At 70.3% G+C, this 16,834-nt stretch carries 19 protein-coding genes and 1 pseudogene; 13 read left to right on the forward strand and 7 right to left on the reverse strand.

The genetic code is table 11. The features are described from left to right. Window positions 1-96: 96 nt before the first annotated feature. From OG214_RS22480 to OG214_RS22500, 5 genes are all read left to right on the forward strand, one after another. Entirely contained in the window at window positions 97-372 is a 276-nt protein-coding gene (locus OG214_RS22480) for a ubiquitin-like small modifier protein 1 (RefSeq protein WP_093596123.1), read from the forward strand. Window positions 373-758: 386 nt separating this feature from the next. Beyond that, window positions 759-962: a cold-shock protein gene (locus tag OG214_RS22485; RefSeq protein ID WP_005315736.1), complete on the forward strand. Its 204-nt coding sequence runs from the start codon at window positions 759-761 to the stop codon at window positions 960-962. Window positions 963-1,386: 424 nt separating this feature from the next. Further along, on the forward strand, window positions 1,387-3,009 hold the full coding sequence (groL, locus tag OG214_RS22490; RefSeq protein ID WP_046501378.1) for a chaperonin GroEL: 1,623 nt from the start codon (window positions 1,387-1,389) through the stop codon (window positions 3,007-3,009). A gap of 269 nt (window positions 3,010-3,278) precedes the next feature. Then, entirely contained in the window at window positions 3,279-3,755 is a 477-nt protein-coding gene (locus OG214_RS22495; RefSeq protein ID WP_363082065.1) for a sigma-70 family RNA polymerase sigma factor, read from the forward strand. Continuing rightward, entirely contained in the window at window positions 3,752-4,393 is a 642-nt protein-coding gene (locus OG214_RS22500) for a hypothetical protein (RefSeq protein WP_363082066.1), read from the forward strand. The genes OG214_RS22495 and OG214_RS22500 overlap by 4 nt, the downstream gene beginning before the upstream one ends. 119 nt (window positions 4,394-4,512) lie before the next feature. On the opposite strand, the pseudogene OG214_RS22505 reads toward OG214_RS22500, so the two are convergent. After that, window positions 4,513-5,166 (reverse strand): annotated as a pseudogene (locus tag OG214_RS22505) (SDR family NAD(P)-dependent oxidoreductase); the annotation flags it as partial. On the opposite strand from OG214_RS22505, the gene OG214_RS22510 reads away from it, so the two are divergent. Beyond that, window positions 5,129-5,674, forward strand: a complete 546-nt coding sequence (locus OG214_RS22510) for a TetR/AcrR family transcriptional regulator (protein ID WP_405985741.1) — start codon at window positions 5,129-5,131, stop codon at window positions 5,672-5,674. The pseudogene OG214_RS22505 and the gene OG214_RS22510 overlap by 38 nt on opposite strands. A gap of 24 nt (window positions 5,675-5,698) precedes the next feature. Here OG214_RS22510 and OG214_RS22515 read toward each other — a convergent pair whose 3' ends face one another. Then, window positions 5,699-6,292, reverse strand: a complete 594-nt coding sequence (locus OG214_RS22515) for a CGNR zinc finger domain-containing protein (protein WP_405985742.1) — start codon at window positions 6,290-6,292, stop codon at window positions 5,699-5,701. A gap of 56 nt (window positions 6,293-6,348) precedes the next feature. Here OG214_RS22515 and OG214_RS22520 point away from each other — a divergent pair, with 56 nt between their 5' ends. The 3 genes from OG214_RS22520 to OG214_RS22530 all read left to right on the forward strand — a co-directional run bounded on the left by OG214_RS22520 (window position 6,349) and on the right by OG214_RS22530 (window position 9,920). Continuing rightward, complete coding sequence (locus OG214_RS22520) at window positions 6,349-7,641, forward strand: MFS transporter (RefSeq protein ID WP_405985743.1); 1,293 nt, start codon at window positions 6,349-6,351, stop codon at window positions 7,639-7,641. Window positions 7,642-7,766: 125 nt separating this feature from the next. Beyond that, complete coding sequence (locus tag OG214_RS22525; RefSeq protein WP_363082070.1) at window positions 7,767-8,144, forward strand: VOC family protein; 378 nt, start codon at window positions 7,767-7,769, stop codon at window positions 8,142-8,144. Between the two features lie 243 nt (window positions 8,145-8,387). Next, window positions 8,388-9,920 carry a GMC family oxidoreductase gene (locus OG214_RS22530; protein ID WP_405987574.1) on the forward strand — a complete coding sequence of 511 codons (1,533 nt, stop codon included), beginning with the start codon at window positions 8,388-8,390 and terminating at the stop codon, window positions 9,918-9,920. On the opposite strand, the gene OG214_RS22535 is transcribed toward OG214_RS22530, so the two are convergent. After that, complete coding sequence (locus OG214_RS22535; RefSeq protein WP_405985744.1) at window positions 9,901-10,749, reverse strand: alpha/beta hydrolase; 849 nt, start codon at window positions 10,747-10,749, stop codon at window positions 9,901-9,903. The genes OG214_RS22530 and OG214_RS22535 overlap by 20 nt on opposite strands. 154 nt (window positions 10,750-10,903) lie before the next feature. On the opposite strand from OG214_RS22535, the gene OG214_RS22540 reads away from it, so the two are divergent. After that, a complete protein-coding gene (locus OG214_RS22540) occupies window positions 10,904-11,875 on the forward strand; it encodes an aldo/keto reductase (RefSeq protein ID WP_365902099.1) in 972 nt (323 codons plus the stop codon). Window positions 11,876-11,938: 63 nt separating this feature from the next. On the opposite strand, the gene OG214_RS22545 is transcribed toward OG214_RS22540, so the two are convergent. After that, window positions 11,939-12,148 (reverse strand): DUF397 domain-containing protein, encoded by a 210-nt coding sequence (locus tag OG214_RS22545; protein WP_383037511.1) that lies wholly within the window; start codon window positions 12,146-12,148, stop codon window positions 11,939-11,941. Beyond that, entirely contained in the window at window positions 12,129-12,926 is a 798-nt protein-coding gene (locus OG214_RS22550; RefSeq protein ID WP_405987575.1) for a Scr1 family TA system antitoxin-like transcriptional regulator, read from the reverse strand. Before OG214_RS22550 ends, OG214_RS22545 begins: the two co-directional genes overlap by 20 nt. Before the next feature lie 193 nt (window positions 12,927-13,119). Between OG214_RS22550 and OG214_RS22555 the strand changes: the two genes are divergently transcribed. Genes OG214_RS22555 through OG214_RS22565 form a run of 3 tightly spaced genes read left to right on the forward strand, consistent with a single transcriptional unit; the run spans window position 13,120 to window position 14,079 of the window. Continuing rightward, window positions 13,120-13,350, forward strand: coding sequence for a hypothetical protein (locus tag OG214_RS22555; protein ID WP_382854778.1), 231 nt, complete (start codon window positions 13,120-13,122; stop codon window positions 13,348-13,350). Beyond that, on the forward strand, window positions 13,334-13,552 hold the full coding sequence (locus OG214_RS22560) for a hypothetical protein (RefSeq protein ID WP_363082075.1): 219 nt from the start codon (window positions 13,334-13,336) through the stop codon (window positions 13,550-13,552). Before OG214_RS22555 ends, OG214_RS22560 begins: the two co-directional genes overlap by 17 nt. Continuing rightward, on the forward strand, window positions 13,549-14,079 hold the full coding sequence (locus OG214_RS22565; RefSeq protein WP_405985745.1) for an amidase: 531 nt from the start codon (window positions 13,549-13,551) through the stop codon (window positions 14,077-14,079). Before OG214_RS22560 ends, OG214_RS22565 begins: the two co-directional genes overlap by 4 nt. A gap of 84 nt (window positions 14,080-14,163) precedes the next feature. Here OG214_RS22565 and OG214_RS22570 read toward each other — a convergent pair whose 3' ends face one another. Both OG214_RS22570 and murQ read right to left on the reverse strand, forming a co-directional pair. Then, window positions 14,164-15,735 (reverse strand): PTS transporter subunit EIIC, encoded by a 1,572-nt coding sequence (locus OG214_RS22570; RefSeq protein WP_405985746.1) that lies wholly within the window; start codon window positions 15,733-15,735, stop codon window positions 14,164-14,166. A gap of 31 nt (window positions 15,736-15,766) precedes the next feature. Further along, complete coding sequence (gene murQ / locus OG214_RS22575; protein ID WP_405985747.1) at window positions 15,767-16,771, reverse strand: N-acetylmuramic acid 6-phosphate etherase; 1,005 nt, start codon at window positions 16,769-16,771, stop codon at window positions 15,767-15,769. Between the last annotated feature and the right edge of the window lie 63 nt (window positions 16,772-16,834).

Consider the following 16,834-nt stretch of genomic DNA (forward strand, 5'->3'; position numbering starts at 1 on the left):
GCGATCCGGCCCATTGACCCGGCTCGGCCCGCTGACCCGCGATCAGGCTTATCGACCCCGACGACGTCACGGAAGACGGAAGGCAGAACACCCATCATGAGCGTCAATGTCCGCATCCCCACCATTCTCCGTACGTACACCGGCGGCAAGGCCGAGGTCCCGGCCGAAGGGGCGACCCTCTCCGAGGTCATCCAGTCCCTGGAGGCCAGCCACCCCGGTATCGCCGCGCGGGTCCTGGACGACCAGGGCAAGTTGCGCCGCTTTGTGAACGTGTACGTGAACGACGACGACGTCCGCTTCGAGCAGGGTCTGGAGACCGCGACCCCGGCGGGCGCCGGCGTCTCGATCATCCCCGCGGTCGCCGGAGGCTGAGCCCCGCGCCCCCGGGCCCGGCCCCCTCGTGGCGACTCCGTGTGACCGGTATGGCTCCCTCCGCAAGAGAAGCGGAGGGAGCCATTCTTTATGGTTGAACGCGATAGAGTGTGGGAACGCCCCTCCGCCGCCCATCCGGCGCGCGTATGAGAACGCGACAACATAGGGCTGAAGTCATCGCGCTGTTTGCACTTTAGGTGCGCTTTGCCCGGCCCGACTTGCCCGGGAACGCAGCGAATTCGTCGCTATGCGTGTTCAGCCATGCCCAGAATTCTCGTCCGATTGACCTGTTGCAGAGGGCAGTTGGGCAGATACATTCAGCCGCGGTCGACGCGTTCCGGCGCGAAGTGTGGCCCCTGGAAGGGCCAGTAATAGGGGAGTTAGGCATGGCTCAGGGCACCGTCAAGTGGTTCAACGCGGAGAAGGGCTACGGCTTCATCGCGGTAGACGGTGGTGCGGATGTTTTCGTCCACTACAGCGCGATTCAGATGGACGGTTACCGCACCCTTGAAGAAGGTCAGCGAGTGGAGTTCGAGATCTCGCAGGGCCAGAAGGGTCCGCAGGCGGACATGGTCAAGCTCGCCGTCTGATCCCGGCGCGATCGGCCACCGACGCACGCAGTTCACGGCTCACGCCGAGGGGTCCGTATCCCGGAGACGGGATACGGACCCCTTGTGCGTGTCCGGACGCGGGCGGGGTGCGGGGGGCGTGTCCGGACGCGGGCGAGGTACGGGGGCGTGTGCGTGAACGCGTGCGTGAGCGGGCGCGGGTGGCGTGCGGGTGGCGCGCGGTCGGCGTGGGGACACCGCCGGAGTCCGGGGGCGCTTGCACTCTCGGGGGTCGAGTGCTAATCATTGGCGTTAGCACTCTGCGAGTGAGAGTGACAACTTAAGGACCGGGTCGGTGAGGCCCGAAGAGCCGGTGGGGCAAGGAACCGCACGGCTCTCAGGCCGTCCGTCGCGGGCGCCAGCGCGGTCCGGAGCAATCCACCCCAGTCCGGGAGGACCACTTCACATGGCCAAGATCATCGCGTTCAACGAGGAGGCACGGCGCGGTCTCGAGCGCGGGATGAACCAGCTCGCCGACGCCGTCAAGGTCACCCTTGGCCCCAAGGGTCGCAACGTCGTCCTCGAGAAGAAGTGGGGCGCCCCCACGATCACCAACGATGGTGTGTCCATCGCCAAGGAGATCGAGCTCGAGGACCCGTACGAGAAGATCGGCGCCGAGCTGGTCAAGGAAGTCGCCAAGAAGACGGACGACGTCGCCGGCGACGGTACGACCACCGCGACCGTGCTGGCCCAGGCGCTCGTCCGCGAGGGCCTGCGCAACGTGGCCGCCGGCGCCAACCCGATGGCCCTCAAGCGCGGCATCGAGAAGGCCGTCGAGGCCGTCTCCGGCGCCCTGCTGGAGCAGGCCAAGGACGTGGAGACCAAGGAGCAGATCGCTTCGACCGCCTCCATCTCCGCCGCCGACACCCAGATCGGCGAGCTCATCGCCGAGGCCATGGACAAGGTCGGCAAGGAAGGCGTCATCACCGTCGAGGAGTCCCAGACCTTCGGTCTGGAGCTCGAACTGACGGAGGGTATGCGCTTCGACAAGGGCTACATCTCCGCGTACTTCGCCACGGACATGGAGCGTATGGAGGCGTCCCTGGACGACCCGTACCTCCTGATCGTCAACTCCAAGATCGGCAACGTGAAGGACCTCCTTCCGCTGCTGGAGAAGGTCATGCAGTCGGGCAAGCCCCTGCTGATCATCGCGGAGGACGTCGAGGGCGAGGCGCTGTCGACCCTGGTCGTCAACAAGATCCGTGGCACCTTCAAGTCCGTCGCCGTCAAGGCCCCGGGCTTCGGTGACCGCCGCAAGGCGATGCTGAACGACATCGCCATCCTCACCGGTGGCACGGTCATCTCCGAGGAGGTCGGCCTCAAGCTGGAGAACGCCGGCCTGGACCTGCTGGGCCGCGCCCGCAAGGTCGTCATCACCAAGGACGAGACCACCATCGTCGACGGTGCCGGTGACAGCGACCAGGTCGCCGGCCGGGTCAACCAGATCCGCGCCGAGATCGAGAACAGCGACTCGGACTACGACCGCGAGAAGCTCCAGGAGCGCCTGGCGAAGCTGGCCGGCGGCGTGGCCGTCATCAAGGCCGGTGCCGCCACCGAGGTCGAGCTGAAGGAGCGCAAGCACCGCATCGAGGACGCGGTGCGCAACGCCAAGGCCGCCGTCGAGGAGGGCATCGTCGCCGGTGGCGGCGTGGCTCTGCTCCAGGCCGCCTCGGTCTTCGAGAAGCTGGAGCTGGAGGGCGACGAGGCGACCGGTGCCAACGCCGTCAAGCTCGCGCTGGAGGCTCCGCTCAAGCAGATCGCCGTCAACGGTGGTCTTGAGGGCGGCGTCGTCGTCGAGAAGGTCCGCAACCTGACGGTCGGCCACGGTCTGAACGCCGCGACCGGCGAGTACGTCGACATGATCGCCGAGGGCATCATCGACCCGGCGAAGGTGACGCGGTCCGCGCTGCAGAACGCGGCCTCCATCGCCGCGCTGTTCCTGACCACCGAGGCCGTCATCGCCGACAAGCCGGAGAAGGCCGCCGCGGCCGCTCCGGGCGGTATGCCGGGCGGTGACATGGACTTCTGAGCCTGACGGCTCCTCGGAGCCGGCCGGTTCGGACGCGGTCCTGGTACGTACCGAGGGCGGCACCCCTTTCGCGGGGGTGCCGCCCTCGGGCGTTTCCCGGGCCGTGTCGCGCGGCCTTGGGCTTCAGGGCTCGGGGCGGGGGCTCGGGGCTCGGGGCTTGTAAGGATCCGCCGGGCTCATGACATATGAGAGGTGTGGAAACCTTTCGGACGACGGGGAGCGACGGGGGCCGTGCGCCCGACGGCGATCGCTCCGAGCGGTTCACGGCCATGTACACACGCGAGCACCCGCGCGTATCGGCCTATGTCCACCGGCGGCTGGGCGACCGGGGCGCGGCCGAGGAGCTGACCGCGGAGGTCTTCAGGACCGCGTGGGAACGGACGGCCGCGGGCCATGAGCCGAGCAGCGGCTGGCTGTTCGTCACCGCGCGCAATCTGCTGAGCAACCACTACCGCAGGACCGCGCGTCTGACCGAACTCCACCGGCGTATCACCGACGAACTGAACCGCGCGCCCGCGTCCGGGCAGGACACCGCCGTACTGGACACCCTCGACCGGCTCCCCGGCCGGCACCGGGATGTGCTGATGCTCAGTTACTGGGACGGACTGAGCGCCGCCGAGATCGGCGAGGTCCTCGGCTGCGGGGTCCCGGCGGTCTGGGTCCGGCTGCACCGGGCCCGTAAGGCGTTCCGGGACCTTTACGTACGAGACCGTTCTGTACAGCCCGAGCCCGAGGAGTCGGCGTGATCCGCGTCAAATCCCTGATCAAGCACGCCAACCCGGTGCCGGGGGCGGAGCCGGTCCCGGGACCGGCCGTGTCCGCGCGTCGGGGACCGGGCCGTCGGACCGTTCTGGTGACGGCGCTCGCGGGCGGTACGGCCGCTGTCGTCGCGGGCGTCGCGTTCCTCGCGACCGGGGGCGGGGGCTGGGAGGGGCCGGGCGGGCGTTCGCCCGGAGGCGGCGGCGCCATCGCGGACCAGGCGTACTACGGGAGCACCGGGCAGTTGGAGGCGGCGGCGGACGTGATCGTACGGGGCAGGCTCGGCCCCGGCCGCGAGGAGGGCCCGGACGCCGGCCGGGGGCAGGCCCCGGACACGGTCGCGCCGGTGGAGGTCACGGCGACGGCCAAGGGCGAAGTGCCCGGGGCCCGGATCGAGTTGTCCTACGTCACCCCGGGTGCCGCCGCCGAGACGGCCCCGCTGACCGCGGGGAAGGAGTACGTCTTCCTGCTCACGGAGGACGGGGAACGCGCCGGAAGGTACTACCTGGTGAGCACCATGCAGGGCTGGTACGGGGTGGACGGAGACGGCAGGGCGGCGCCGGGCCCGGAGAACACCCTTTCCCTGAGCGCGGAGGTACGGAAGGCGCTGGGGCTCGGGGGGTGAGGGACGGCCCGTCACGGCGCGGCCCGTCACGGCGCGGCCCGTCATGGCGCGGCCCGTCACTTCGAGGGCCCGTCGTCGCGCGCCGGACAGGGCCCGTCATTGCTGCGGCGGCTCCGGGGTCAGACGCGAGGGAACGCCGTCGCGGTGAGGTCTTCGGAGAGGGTCCACAACTTCCGGGCCAGGGCGGCGTCCTGGGCGGTGGTGCTTCGGACGGCCCGGGTGGGGTGGCCGCGTTGTTCGCCACGGCCGTCCGGGCCGATGTAGGTGGCGCCTTCGAGGTCCTGGGTGGCCGCGAAGAGCGTCGGCAGGGCTCCGGCCGGGCCGCTCTGCATCACCAGCCGCCCGACGGTCGCGGCGACCAGGGACATGGCGGGCCCGAGATGACGGTTGAGTCCGGTGGCCGCCGCGCCCGGATGCGCGGCGAGGGCCAGCAGCGGTGAACGGGCGTCCGCCAGGCGGCGTCGCAGTTCGAGGGTGAAGAGCAGATTGGCGAGCTTCGACTGTCCGTAGGCCGCCGAGGCGCGGTAACGGCGCCGCCGCCAGTTCGGGTCGTCGAGATCGAGCGTGGCCTTCTTGTGCGCGTTGGACGCGACGGTGACCACGCGGTCGGTGATCCGCGGCAGCAGCAGACAGGTCAGCGCGAAGTGGCCGAGGTGGTTGGTGCCGAAGTGCGTCTCGAAGCCGTCGGCGGTGCGGCCGAGGGGCACATTGGCCACGCCCGCGTTGTTGATCAGGATGTCGACCGGACGGTCCCAGCACGGCGCGGACGGCCTCTCGTTGCGCGAACTCGCCCGCGACGTGGGTGTGAGCCACGGTGCGCCGCGCCGGCACTTCTCCGACAAGCGGGCGCTGCTGGACGCTCTCGCGGAGGAGGGGTACGAACGGCTGGGGCGCAGGCTCGACGCCGCGCTGAATGACTCGGATGGTGAACTCGGCGATCTCACCGAGCGGCTGGTCCTCTTCGCTCAGATCTATGTCGAGTTCGCGGTCGAGCACCGGGCGCTGCTGGGTCTGATGCATGGCTCGAAGGAGGGCTCACGCGGCGACCGGCTGCGGGAGGCGAACGACAGGGCGTTCGCCGCGCCCGTACTGCTTCTCGCGGAGGCGCGGGCCCGGGGCGATATCGACCCCGACACCACGGGGCGGGTCGATATGACGGTACTGGCGGTGTTGCAGGGCCTCGCGGTGCTGGCGGCCACCGGTATGAACGGCGCCAAGCCACTCGGTGTGCTGGTGTCGGAGACGGTCGAGACCCTGCTGGCGGGCCTGCGCCCACGGTGATCCGGGGCCCGGGGTGGTGTCCGTTCAGGTCCGGGAGCGGCGGTGGGCCGCTACCCGTTCGCGGGTCGCGCAGCGGCGGGAGCAGTAGCGGCGGGGGAGTCCGCTGCCCTGGCTGACGTAGACGTTCCGGCAGTTGGCCGACGCGCAGACCCCGCCGGGAGGGTGCTGGCGGTTCCAGAGCAGGACCGTCAGCGCCAGACAGGACGACGCGAGGAACCACTCGCCCCACGGTGCGTCGTCCGTGCTGTCGAGGTGCGGGTGCCAGACGGTGAGGCCGTCGTGCGAGGAGAGCCGGAGGGGCCCGGGGCTCAGAAGCAGAAGCCGGTTGAGCGAGGCCGCGGCGGTGTCGACGTCGCCGGCCGCGAAGACCTCGCGCAGCATTTCCGCTACGGCGCGCATCTCGGCGATGTCGTGTGCGGAGAGTTCGACGGGGTCGGCCTCGCCGTGCTCGCGCAGGACGGCGGCGACCGTGTGCGGCGTCGGGTCCTCGTCGCTCAGGGCGTTGATGAGGGCGGCGGTTCGCTCGGCGGTGGCTGAGGGCTTCGGTGGCTGAGCCGGCTGCGGTGGGCGCGGGGGCTGCGGGGACCTCGGGGGCGTCGTGGGCTTCGGGGGTGGCACGGGGCGAATGTAACGCATCTGGTCAAGTTTTGCGTTACGTACGTAACGTGCCGCGCATGAGAAAGCGTTACACGCTCCGGTGCTACGTCATCGGCGCCGCCGCGGCCCGTACCGGGGACGAGATGTCGGGCCCGGCCCTGCTGCTGGCCGGGCTGGCCGTCACCGGATCGGCGTCCACCGCGACGGCGCTGCTCGCGGGGATCACCGTCTCGGCGGCGGTCGGCGGCCCGGTCTTCGGCGTCCTGCTCGACCGATCGGCCCGCCCCGGCCGGCTGCTGGCGGTGGCGCTGGGCGCGTACGGGGCGGCCCTCGTCGTGATTCTTCTGAGCCTCGGGCGCGTTCCGCTCGTGGCCACGGTCCTGATCGCGGTGTGCGCGGGCCTGCTGGGACCGGCCCTGTCCGGCGGCTGGACCGCGCAACTCCCTTGTGTCGTAGGGCGGAAGGACCTGCCGCGCGCGACCGCGCTCGACGCGATGACGTTCAACTTCGCGAGCCTGACGGGCCCGGCGCTGGCGGGCACGGCCGCGGGACTGGCGGGGGCGCCGACCGGGGTGATCGTCTCCGTGGGGCTGATCGCCGCGGCGGTTCCGGTGGCGTGGCGGCTGCCGGGGGTACGGGGTGGAGAGCCGGGGGAGGTCCCGGCCCTGGCTCCGGACTCGGATCCCGGTCCGGCCCCGGCCCCGACCACGGATTCGGCCCCGGTCCCGACCTCGTCACCAGGGCCAACGACAGCGCCAACGCCAACATCCGTTGTTGTTGATCTTCGTGCCGGGTTCCGGGCCATCATCCGTACCCCTTCCCTGGCGCGGGCGACCGTGGCGTCCGTCATCTCCTGTGTGGGCCAGGGGATTCTGGTCGCGTGCAGCCCGTTGCTCGGAGAGCGGGCGTTCGGTTCGGCGAACCACGGGGTCCTCCTGCTCTCCGGCGTCGCCGCCTCGGCGCTCGTGGCCAACGCGGTGCTGTCGCGGTACCCCGGGCTGATGCGCCCCGACACCGTCCTCCCGTGCGCCACGATCGCTCTCACCGTCGCACTGCTCCTCGCCGCGACCGGCCGACCGGTTCTGCTCATCACCGCGATGCTGATCGCCGGTCTGGGCGAAGGCCCGCAGCTGGCGGCCCTGTTCGCGATACGCCACCGCGAGGCCCCGGAGCGGTCGCGCGGCCAGATCTTCACCACCGGCGCCAGTCTGAAGATCACCGGGTTCGCCCTGGGCGCGGCCCTGACCGCTCCCCTCGCCGCCCGTTCCCTCACCACCGCCCTCCTGACCGCCGCCGCCACCCAGGCCGTTGCCACGCTGGCCTTTGTCCGCCGAAGCCGCCGAAGCCGCCGAAGCCGCCGAAGCCGCTGAGGCCGCCGAAGCCGCCGAAGCCGCCGAAGTCGCTTGGGCCGCTGGGGCTGTTGGACCCGCCTGGGCCGCCCGAGCCACCGGAAACTGTTTGGACAGGGTGGTCGTGACGATCCACAGTGGCCCGCATGACCTCCCTTGTACGACACATCACGATCGACTGCGCCGACGCATACGCCCTCGGCGGTTTCTGGGCCGAGGTGCTCGGAGGCTCACTGGCGGAGGACGATCACCCGGGGGACCCGGAGGCCGTGGTGACGGCGCCGGGGACCGCGCTGCTGTTCGTCACCGTGCCCGAGGCCAAGTCCACCAAGAACAGGGTCCATCTGGATCTCCAGCCCCAGGACCGTACCCGTGACGAGGAGGTCGACCGCCTCCTCGCCCTCGGCGCCACCCTCGTGGCCGACCACCGCCGCCCGGACGGCACGGGCTGGGCGACCCTCGCGGACCCGGAGGGAAACGAGCTGTGCGTGGAACGCAGCGGGGCGGAACGGGCGGCAGCCTGACCGGGACCCCGCCGGGGACAGCGTGTGCGGTGGGGGGAGGCGCGGATCTATCCTGGAATTCCTGCTGATGAAGCCTCGGGGGTGAGGCGGACGGTACAGGTGGCGGGACCAGGATCGGGACCAGGACCAGGGCCAGGGCCAGGACCAGGGCCAGGGCCAGGACCGGGATCGGGATCGGGATCGGGATCGGCCGAGCAAGAGTACGAGTACGTCGTCGTCGGCGGCGGAACAGCCGGGTGCGTACTGGCGGCACGTCTGTCGGAGCGGCCCGGGGCGCGCGTGCTGCTGGTGGAGGCGGGGCCCGCGGAACCGCCGGAAGCGGCGGCCGTTCCGCGTGCGTGGACCGATCTGATCGGGAGCCCCTGCGACTGGGGTGACGTGGCGTTCGACGAGGCCACCAAGCGGTCCTCCATCCTCTCGCGAGGAAAGGCGCTGGGCGGCTCGACCGATATGAACGGCATGGTGTTCGTCCGCGGGCACCGGAGCGGCTACGACGTCTGGCCCGGCGAAGGCGCCGCCGGGTGGGGGTTCGACGACCTTCTCCCCTTCTTCAAACGGTGCGAGAACGCCGCCGGCCGGGACGCCGCCGTACGCGGAACCGACGGCCCACTGACCGTACGGGCCGCCGTCGACCGCAACCCCGTCACCCGCGCACTGCTCGACGCGGCCTGCGAAGCCGGCCTGCCCAGGGCCGCCGATCCCAGCAGCGGTCTCGAAGAGGGCATCGGCCTGCACGACTTGTCCATCGAGCGGGGCCGGCGCCTCACGTCCGCCGACGCGTATCTGACACCCGCGGTCAGGGACCGGGAGAACCTGACCATCGTGACCGACGCCCTGGTGAACCGGGTGCTCGTCGAGGACGGCCGGTGCGTGGGTGTCGAATACGGCGGCGGATACGGCGGCGGATACGGAGCCCAGGGCCGGCGCCAGGCCGCTGTCCACACGGCCCGGTGTACGGCCCTGTGTACAGAAGAGGTCATCCTCGCGGCAGGCGCGGTCGGCACCCCGCATCTGCTCCTGCGCTCCGGCATCGGTCCCGTGTCCCATCTCCGGGACACCGGTGTCGACCCGGTCCTCGATCTCCCGGGCGTCGGCGCGAATCTGCACGACCATCCCATCACCGGTGTCGCCTATGAGGCGGCGCGGCCGGTCCCGCGCGGGGAGAACAACCACGCGGAGGTGAGCGGGGTCGTCCACGACCCCGGGTACGCGGACCACTCGGGCCCCGGAGGCGGGCGGCGCCCGGCTCTGCAATTCATCATGTTCAGCAGCGCCCGCTACCTGCCACCGCGTTTCGGGCCCGAGAACGGCTACACGATCGCCTTCTCCGTGATGATCCCGAAGAGCCGGGGAACGGTCAGGCTGGCCGATCCGGCACCGGACTCCGCCCCCCTAGTCGAGCCGCGCTATCTCAGCGACCCCCGCGATCTCGACGGCATGCTCACCGCCCTGCGGATCGCACGGAAGATCGGCGCGGCACCGGCGCTGGACCCGTGGCGGCTACGAGAGGCGCACCCGGGCCCCGAGGTCACCGACGACGGCGACCTCCGCGACTACATCAGGGACAGTTACAGCCCCTACTGGCATGCCGTCGGCACGTCCAGGATCGGTACGGACGCCATGGCCGTGGTCGACCCGCTGCTCCGCGTACACGGCATCACCGGTTTGCGTGTCGCCGACGCGTCCGTGATTCCCTCCATTCCCGCGGCCAACACGATGGCGGCCGTCTACGGCATCGCGGAGCGGGCAGCCGCCCTCATCGTCTCCGGGCCGTAGGACCGCGGTCGGATTCCCGTGGATCCCACGGGCCGGCGGCCGGGGTGAGGGTGTCGAGCCAGGAGACGATCGTGGAGGCCGCGGGCAGGCCCGGCCGTTCCAGCAGCATGTCGTGGCCGACGTTCGGGACGACGACCGGGGTCGCGCCCAGCAGTTCCGCGACGGTACGGGTGTCATGGACCGGCGTACGGTCGTTCTCCGGTCCCACCACCAGGACCGGGCAGCGGATGGCGGCGGGGTCGACGGTGACGCTGCCGTTGCTGTACTGGTTCATCACGTTCGGCGACTCGGGGGTGAGGCGGTCCATCAGCGCGTCGAGATCCTCCTCCGCGATATGGCGGAACCACACCTCCTGGACCTGCTCCCGGGTCATCGTCACCGGCCGGTCCTTCGGATACGCCGTCGACCGCATCGGCCCGAGCTGCCCCGGCCCCACGGTCGAGACCAGCACCAGGGCATACGGAACGTACGCCTCGGCAACCAACTGGGCCACCAGACCGCCCATGCTGTGCCCCAGCAGGACGGGCGGCCGAAAGTCCTGGTCGGGGAGGAGGCTGTTCAGGGTCGTACGGACCGCGTTCGCGTAGTCACCCGTCGTGTACGCGAGGAACTCCGCTTCCGGGACGGCCCGGGAACCGGTGTGGTTGGGCAACGACATCGCCAGCGGCGTCCAGCCCGCCTCCGCGAACACCGGCATCCACCGCTCGTACGCCCACCAGCCCTGCATGGACCCGGGCACCAGCAGTATCCGGCCCCGCTCCCGCACCTCGGGGTCACGGGCCTCGCGGACCAGGAGTCCGTCCACGTCTCGGTCGGTCCACTCCAGCACCTTTCCCACCATAGGCGAGGACGGGGATCGGGGACGAGGAGCGGGAGTGGGGGCGGGGATCGGGGACGGGAATCCCCGTGGGAAAGACCCTAGGCTTGGGTCCGGCCCGGCCCGCCCGGATGCCGGGCCGGCGATCACGACGTGGAGGATGATTGTGCGCTACCGCGAGCTGGGACGCAGTGGACTGTCCGTGTCCGAGATCGGTTACGGCGCGTGGGGTATCGGTGAGTCCGCCTGGATCGGCGCCACGGAGGACGAATCCGTACGCGCCCTGAACAAGGCCATCGACCTCGGCGTGAACTTCATCGACACCGCCCGCGGCTACGGCGAGAGCGAGCGGATCGTCGGCCGGGTCGTCCGCGAGCGGGCTGCCGCCGGTGACGAGGTCCGCGTGGCGACCAAAGTGCCGCCGAAGAACCGCGTCTGGCCCGCGCCCGACGGCCTCGACCCCGCCGAGACCTACCCCGGCGCGCATATCCGCGAAAGTCTGGAAACCAGTCTGAGCACCAGCGGCCTGGACCACTTCGACGTGCTCCAGTTCCATGTCTGGAGCGACGAATGGGTCGGCCGCGGCGACTGGCTGGAGACGATCACCGAACTGAAGCAGGAGGGAAAGATCGGCCTGTTCGGCGTCTCCATCAACGACCACCAGCCCGACAACGCCCTCGCGCTCGTCCGCAGCGGCGCCGTCGACAGCGTGCAGGTCATCTACAACATCTTCGACCAGGCACCCGCCGACGCGCTGCTCCCCGCCTGTGAGGAGCACGGCGTCGGTGTCATCGTGCGGGTGGCCCTGGACGAGGGCGGCCTTACGGGTCGGATCACCGCCGGTACGACGTTCCCCGAAGGCGACTGGCGCAACCGCTACTTCCGCGACGACCGCCCGGCCCAGGTCGAAGAGCATGTGGCCGCGATCGTCGCCGACCTCGGTATCGCCCCCGACGAGATCGCCGAGACCGCGCTGCGGTTCGTGCTGAGTTCCCCGGCGGTCTCCACCGTCATCCCGGGCATGCGCACCGTACGCAACGTCGAGCGCAACACCGCCCTGAGCGACGGCCGCGCGCTCACCGCCGACCAGCTCGCCGTACTGGCCAAGCACCGCTGGCAGCGCAACTTCTACGGCTGACGGTCGGGCAACACCGCGTCGCCGGGGCTTGCTTGAGGGCCGGCCCCGGCGACGTACCGGCCCTCAGGCCGCCTTGACCTGGGTGACGAACGCCGACCAGGCGGTTGCCCGGAAGGTGAGGACGGGTCCGGCGGGGTCCTTGGAGTCACGGACGGGCACGATGCCGGTGAGGCCATCGGCGACTTCGAGGCAATTGCCGCCACTGGCCCCGCTGTAGCTGGACTTGTGCCAGGACGCGGCGCTCAGGTCGTACTCATTCCCGCTGCTCTTCATGCGCGTAATCCTCCGCCACTGATTCCAGCAGGGCCAAGGACTTTTCCGGTGACAATGCGCTGGCCTCAAGCAGATCGTAGGTCAGCGCGAAGCGGTCCACCGAGGACGGGTCGTCGACCAGTTGGCCCGAATTCATGCCCTCCAGGTAGGCGAGCGGCGCTGCGTCCGAGAAGGTCATCAGCTTGATGGCGCCCTCCAGCGCCGCGTGTGCGCCTGCCGCAAACGGAAGGACTTGCATGATGATGCGGTGCCGCCGGACGAGCGCGGCGATATGACGCAGTACCTCGGCCATGGCCGCCGGGCCACCAGCGGCCCGGCGTAGAACGGCTTCGTCCAGTACGACCCAAACCACCGGCTCGGTAGGGTCTTTGAGTAACTTGCCCCGGGCCAGCCGAGCCAGTACCAGCTCGTCGATCCTGTCCTCCGTCGCCAGCGGCAGCCCCGCACGGAAGATCGCCCTCGCGTACGACTCCGTCTGCAACAGGCCCGGAATCAGCAACGGCGAATACTCCTTGATCATTTTTGCCGTCGCCTCGGCCTCCACCGCCTCCGCGAAGTGCTCCGGATACTTCGACTTCTTCAGCACCTCGCAGTTCCGGACGAAGAACTCCCCGGTCCCGAAGATCTCGTCGAGCTTGACGGCGAACTCCGGCTGCATCCGCCGGACGCCCATCTCCAACATCCCGACGAACGCGCCACTTACGAACAGCGGTCGTCCCAGTTCGCCCTGGGACATGCCCTTTCTCTCACGGTGGTACCTGACTTCCGCGCCGAGCATGGCGCGCGGTGATGACGTCGGGTCAAGTGGCTTGAGCTGCTGAGGCACAGGTGCTCCTCCGGAACACGTAGCGATGTTTGTCTGCTGCGTCTGGTCAGGCTAGCCACTGATGACCACGCTGTGTGGTGAAAGCAGATACATAGCGTGGAGACGACAAATCATGGTTACCTACGACATAAGAGAAGACCGGCGCATGGTCGCCACACACGTACGCGCCGCCGAGGATGCTGTGGAGGCGCTACAGGCCGGGCTCGCGGCGGTGGGGGTGACGTTGCATACGCTGCGGATCGTCCCCGCGTCGTGCCTCGGCGAGGCGCCCGTACCGCTGGTCGATCTCGGACGCTGCGATCTGCCCACCGCGCTGCGGCTCGGCGCCGTACTGGCCGCCGTACGGGAGGGGGCCGGCGATGACGTACACGCCTGAGCCCGGTTCGTACGCCGTCGATTCGCGCGACGGGCGTGTGGGGCGGGTGATGAGTGTGGACAGCGGATACGTCCGGCTCAGGCCGCCGAGCGGTGGGGCGGAGTGGAACTGCCCGCAGCAGACCGTCCACCCGGCGCCGCCCGGTGAGGTGCTGCGGGCGCGGGTGACGGAGATGAACCGGGAGAGGCGGCTGCTGCCGTGAGCGAGACGCAAGAAGCGCACCAGACGCGAGAAGCGCACCAGACGCACGAAACGCACGAGACGCACGAGACGCACGAGACGCACATGGGTGAGACGGGGATGTTCGACAAGACGCAGACGTTCAAGCTGATCCACTGTCCGGTCGAGGAGTACCCGGGCTTTGACGATCCCCGTTATGACCGGCTGAAGGCCCTGCCGCCCGAGGGGTGCGAGGTGGAGCGGTACGGGCAGTACTTCGGGCTGCGCTGCCGGCGGCCGGGGGCGACCCTGCTGGACGCGGTGGGTCCGGTGTGCGCGGAGATCAGGGCCGAGCACGGCCTGCTCATGTGCGATCTGGGGATCGAGAAGCTCTGGGAGTGGTGGAACGACGGTACGGACGGCTGGGGCGGTGAGATCGTCGGACAGTTGTTGCTGATGGCCGCCGAGCGCGGGCCCCGGCTCGGGTACGGCGCGGACGATCTGGTGCGGTTCCTGCGTACCGTGGCGGGGAGTGGGCACGCGGGGGAACACGCCGATGTAGGCCGGTAGCCCGTATGTCTGTAGGTCTGTGACTTCCTGGGCGGCGCCCCTTCTCCGGGGTGCCGCCGTCGTACGGTCGGGCTCGTCGTACGGTCAGGCGCGGGCCGGTTCCGTGGCCGGTTCCGGTTCCGGGTGGGGTGGCGCTGGGGTTGGTTCCGTATCCGTATTTGTATCCGTATCCGTGGGTACGTTCAGCTCCCGCAGCATCGTCCTCGTGAAGCCGAAGTAGTACGTGGCCACGAAGCCCGCCGCGTAGCCGACCAGCAGGCCGCCGCCGTACACCGTGACCATCTCGCCCAGGCCCTTGTTGCCGTCGAGCAGGGGGAACAGTGCCCAGCCGGACGGGCCGATCGCCGTCGAGCCGACTTCCGCGCCGAGCTGGTTGAACAGGCCCACGAAGCCGCCGCCGAACGCGCCGCCGACACACGCCGTGACGAAGGGGCGGCCGAGGGGGAGCGAGACACCGTAGATCAGGGGTTCGCCGACGCCCAGCAGGCCCGCCGGGAGCGCGGATCTGATGGTGCGACGGATGGAACCGTTGCGGGGGAGGCGGAAGTAGACCGCCATCGCCGCGCCGACCTGGCCCGCGCCCGCCATGGCGAGGATGGGGAGGAGGACCGTGAAGCCCTGCTGCTGGATCAGGGTCGTGTGGATGGGGATCAGGGCCTGGTGCAGGCCCAGCATCACCAGTGGCAGGAAGAGACCGCCGAGGACGAAGCCGGCGCCCGAACCGCCGTTTCTCAGCAGCCAGTTGGCGAAGTCCCCGATGGCGGTGGAGGCTTCGCCCGCCACGTACATCAGACCGAAGACGGTGACCAGACCGGAGACGAGGACGGTGAGGGTGGGGGTGAGGAGGACGTCGAGGGCTTCCGGTACCCGGCGCCTGCACCACTTTTCCACGTACACCGCGAGCACCGCCGCGCCCAGCGCGCCCAGGACGCCGCCCTGGCCCGGTGCGAGTTTCCGGCCGAACGCGTCGATGTTCGCGACGCCCGGGAAGACGATGATCGCGGCGACCGCGCCGCCCAGGACCGGTGTACCGCCGAACTCCTTCGCCGTGTTGTAGCCGACGAAGACCGCGATCAGCGACATGAAGCCGGACGCGAGCGCGGCGAGGGCGGGGACGAGGGCGGGCAGCCAGTGGAGATTGGTCAGCAGGCCGTTGAGGCCCGCGATGATGCCGCAGCCGATCAGGGCAGGGATCAGCGGGACGAAGATATTGGCGATCCGGCGGAGGAAGAGCTTGAACGGGGTGGCGTTTTTGGCCTTCCGGGCCTGCTTGATCGCGGCGCCTTGCGCGGCCAGGGCGGTGGCCGTGGCGGAGGTGGCGGTCGCGGTGGCGGAGGTGGGCGTGGCCGGGGTGGGCGCCGGGGTTTCCGTCCGACCTGCCTCCACCAGCGCTTCGAACTCCGGGGTGACCCGTGCGACCGCGCCCGGACCGAGAACGATCTGATACGTCTCGTCCTCCACCACCCCCAGGACGGCCGGGAGCGCCCTGAGCGACTCCTCCTGGACCAGCGACCGGTCGCGCAGGCCGAGACGGAGACGGGTCATGCAGTGGGCGACGGACGTGACGTTCCCCGCGCCGCCTACGAGCGGGAGGATCGCCTCGGCCGTGGCGCGGTTCTTGTCTGTTCCGGAAGGGCCGGGAGGTGTTGGTGCCATGGTGCGGGGTCTTTCGGTCGGTGGTGGTACGTCAGTCGGTGTCGGTGGTGGTGTCGGTGGTGGTGTCGGTGGTGGTACGGGCGGCCCTCAGCGCGGCGCGCAGGTGGCCCTGGGAGTCGGCGAGGAGCGTGGCGGCGGTGGGGCCGTCGACGGAGCCGAGGATGGTGAGGATGGCGGGCTTCACCTCGCCGTCGGTGGCGGCGAGCGCGGTCTCGATCCGCTCGTCCGAGGCGCCGGTGGCGAGCGAGACGATACGGCGGGAGCGTGCGCGCAGCTTCTCGTTGGAGGCGCGGACGTCGACCATGAGGTTTCCGTAGGTCTTGCCGAGCCGGATCATGGTGATCGTCGAGAGCATGTTGAGGACGAGCTTCTGTGCCGTACCGGCCTTGAGACGGGTGGAGCCGGTGAGTAGTTCGGGGCCCACGACGACCTCGATGCCGTGGTCGGCGGCGGCGGCGAGCGCGCTGTCCGCGTTGCAGGAGAGGCCGATGGTGAGCGCGCCGAGGGAGCGGGCGTGCTCGACCGCGCCGATCGCGTACGGGGTGCGGCCGGAGGCGGAGATACCGACCACCGAGTCGGTGGCGGTGAGCTTGGTGGCGGTGAGGTCGGCGGCGGCCAGTTCCCTGGAGTCCTCGGCGCCTTCGACGGAGGTCACCATGGCGCCGGGGCCGCCCGCGATCAGACCGATGACGTCGTCCGCGTCGGTGTTGAAGGTGGGCGGGCACTCGCTGGCGTCGAGGATGCCGAGCCGTCCCGCCGTGCCGGCGCCCGCGTAGATCAGCCGGCCGCCGCGGGCCATGCGCTCGGCGATGCCGTCGATGGCGGCGGCGATCCGGGGGAGCTGGGCGGCGACGGCGGCGGGGACGGTGGTGTCCTCGCCGTTCATGAGCCGGGCGATGTCGAGGGTGGGCAGGGTGTCGATCTCCGCCAGCTCGGGGCGGAAGGCCTCGGTGGTGAGGGTGTCGAGCTGCGCGCGGAGTTCGTCGTACCGGCCGTACTGGTCCGACCGGCCCTGTCGGCCGTACTGAGAGGTCATGACGGGACGGCTCTTTCTGCGTGATGAGGGGGTGCGGGTGCAGGTGCGGGTGCGGGTGCCTTT

The organism is Streptomyces sp. NBC_00872 (assembly GCF_045161915.1).
Classification (GTDB): domain Bacteria; phylum Actinomycetota; class Actinomycetes; order Streptomycetales; family Streptomycetaceae; genus Streptomyces.

Bases quoted from the DNA above. Each gene is read 5' to 3' on its own strand.
- OG214_RS22480 (WP_093596123.1), top strand. From the start codon at position 97: ATGAGCGTCAATGTCCGCATCCCCACCATTCTCCGTACGTACACCGGC.
- OG214_RS22560 (WP_363082075.1), top strand. From the start codon at position 13,334: ATGACGTACACGCCTGAGCCCGGTTCGTACGCCGTCGATTCGCGCGAC.
- OG214_RS22495 (WP_363082065.1), top strand. From the start codon at position 3,279: ATGTACACACGCGAGCACCCGCGCGTATCGGCCTATGTCCACCGGCGG.
- OG214_RS22520 (WP_405985743.1), top strand. From the start codon at position 6,349: ATGAGAAAGCGTTACACGCTCCGGTGCTACGTCATCGGCGCCGCCGCG.
- murQ (WP_405985747.1), bottom strand. From the start codon at position 16,771: ATGACCTCTCAGTACGGCCGACAGGGCCGGTCGGACCAGTACGGCCGG.
- OG214_RS22525 (WP_363082070.1), top strand. From the start codon at position 7,767: ATGACCTCCCTTGTACGACACATCACGATCGACTGCGCCGACGCATAC.
- groL (WP_046501378.1), top strand. From the start codon at position 1,387: ATGGCCAAGATCATCGCGTTCAACGAGGAGGCACGGCGCGGTCTCGAG.
- OG214_RS22550 (WP_405987575.1), bottom strand. From the start codon at position 12,926: ATGCTCGGCGCGGAAGTCAGGTACCACCGTGAGAGAAAGGGCATGTCC.
- OG214_RS22510 (WP_405985741.1), top strand. From the start codon at position 5,129: ATGTCGACCGGACGGTCCCAGCACGGCGCGGACGGCCTCTCGTTGCGC.
- OG214_RS22545 (WP_383037511.1), bottom strand. From the start codon at position 12,148: ATGAAGAGCAGCGGGAATGAGTACGACCTGAGCGCCGCGTCCTGGCAC.
- OG214_RS22570 (WP_405985746.1), bottom strand. From the start codon at position 15,735: ATGGCACCAACACCTCCCGGCCCTTCCGGAACAGACAAGAACCGCGCC.
- OG214_RS22555 (WP_382854778.1), top strand. From the start codon at position 13,120: ATGGTCGCCACACACGTACGCGCCGCCGAGGATGCTGTGGAGGCGCTA.
- OG214_RS22485 (WP_005315736.1), top strand. From the start codon at position 759: ATGGCTCAGGGCACCGTCAAGTGGTTCAACGCGGAGAAGGGCTACGGC.